At 48.9% G+C, this 2,007-nt stretch carries 1 protein-coding gene; it reads right to left on the reverse strand.

From position 1 onward, the window contains the following. Nucleotides 1-44: 44 nt before the first annotated feature. A partial coding sequence (locus CEV08_RS09110; RefSeq protein ID WP_100131273.1) for a phage tail tape measure protein occupies nt 45-2,007 on the reverse strand: 1,963 nt, incomplete at its 5' end.

A 2,007-nucleotide genomic window follows, 5' to 3' on the forward strand; every position in this document is an offset into this window, starting at 1 on the left:
TCTCTCTCCTACCATTGCGCCCTCCTAGCACTTCATCCCTCCCCTCACTCTGTTCCGCCATGCAGCGCATTGGCGCGTGCCCGTTGCAAAGCATGGGCAACCGCACGACCAGTAGCCATAGGTTCACGCGCCCCATTGACATGCACTGTGACATTTTGATTGTGGGTGATGGGGGAGTGGTCTTTGTCTCTTTGTTCTCTGGCAGATGAATTGACAGGAGAACCCCCCGCAAATTGCACGATGGGTTGGATGGGCGTTTTGCCCCCCAAAAAACTTGGCAAAAAATCTCTGACATCAATCGATCCAATCCATCCCTTAATGCGGCTGGGCAACGATTTACAATAATCCATCAATTGTGAGATAGACGACATAAAGCCCTCGACAATCGAATTAGCCAGATCTTCRCCYGCTTGTTCCATACCAGCCTTGGCACTGTCTGTGAGCTTTTCCTGTGTAAAAAAACCCTTCAACCACCCCCAAAAGTTGGAAAAGCTTTGTTTAACGCCCTCCCACAAATTGCCAAACCACTCGACAACAGAGGAAAGTCCTTGTTTAAACTTTTGCCAATGGGAAGAGAAATCAAAAGCAGCAGCAATGATGTTTTTCCATTTGGTAATGGTTGCCGTATCGGCACCAAAAAAGCGCATGACGGCTTCAAAGACACGATCCCAAGCCCGAGATACCCCCCGTGCAAAGCCTTTGACAAAAGAAGAAAAACGATCCCAATATTTCCACAAAGCAAAACCAGCAGCCAATATGATAGCCACAACAGCAGCAATCAYAGCCCCTACCGGAGTAAAAAKMCCCCCCACAACAGAAGAMAGRSYTGCCCCAACCACTCGGATGACTGTCCCCATAAAGCCAAAAGAGSWAGAAAATGCCGCACCTGAAACGGCTATCCCCCGTAAAGCCCCCACAAGCAAAGTCATGGGGCGAAGAAGACGCAGCGCACTCCCACCAAGCCCTGCTGCCATTAAACCCAATGAGCGCCCTGAAGCGACTAATCCGCGCCAACTTGCCTTCAGCGTGCGGCTCACAGCCCCCATCTTGATAAAAGAGCCCATCAATTGAAGAAGCCCAAGGCGGGTTCCCGCCATAGTAAAACGCAACACACGCAGAGCAATATTAAAAGCCATCAGGGCAGCAATGGTTTTGATGATCACAGCGGTTAAAGTTGGGTGCGCATTCGCCCACGCCATCAAACCATTGACAAATCCCCCAACAGTTTTCATGAGACTGTTGAGAGGAGGCAGGAGCACTTCACCAATGGTGATCCCTAAAGCTACAATACGGTTTTGCAACAGTTCAAATTGCCGCATGGCACCGGTTTCTTGTTTATCGGCTTCTTGTTCTACAGAGCCTTTAAAGACTTGTGGATCTTTCACATAATCTAAAGCTTGCCCTAACAATTGGGGGTTGCCCACCAATTTGGCAAAATCACCGGTAAAATCGCGCCCTGCAATGGCAATCAGAGAACGCATTCCCTGTTCGGATTTGCCCAACACATCAAAAAAACGCACCAAGGTACCGGTGGCATCTTTCTCCAAATCTTCCATAAATTTTTGGCGTGAAAGCCCAATATTGCTAAAGGCATCTTCAATATGTTTGCCTCCTGCTTGAATACGCGCACTCATCGCATTAAAACCACGCGCCGCACTCTCTGGTACAATTCCTGCAGAAATCATCGCTGTACCAAAGGCTGCGGTTTCGCGCGCGGTCAACTTAAACATGGTGGCCGCACCGGTGGCACGATTGGTAAAATCAGAAACCTCACTGGCCTTGGCTGCCATGTGGTTAGAGAGATGGTTGATGGCATCCCCTAAATCTTCAATACCTTCCTGATTAAGCTTAAAGACATTGCGTAATTTGGCAAAGCGCTCCCCAATCTCATCCCCGCTCATATCAAAAGCAACGGCCGCTTTGGCAGCATAAATACTAAAAGCCTCGAGATCTTGTTCACCAATACCTGCTTGGCTGGCACTGGTCATCAATTCTAAGACTTCACGG

This window comes from Bartonella tribocorum (assembly GCF_002778015.1).
GTDB classification, from domain to species: domain Bacteria; phylum Pseudomonadota; class Alphaproteobacteria; order Rhizobiales; family Rhizobiaceae; genus Bartonella; species Bartonella tribocorum_B.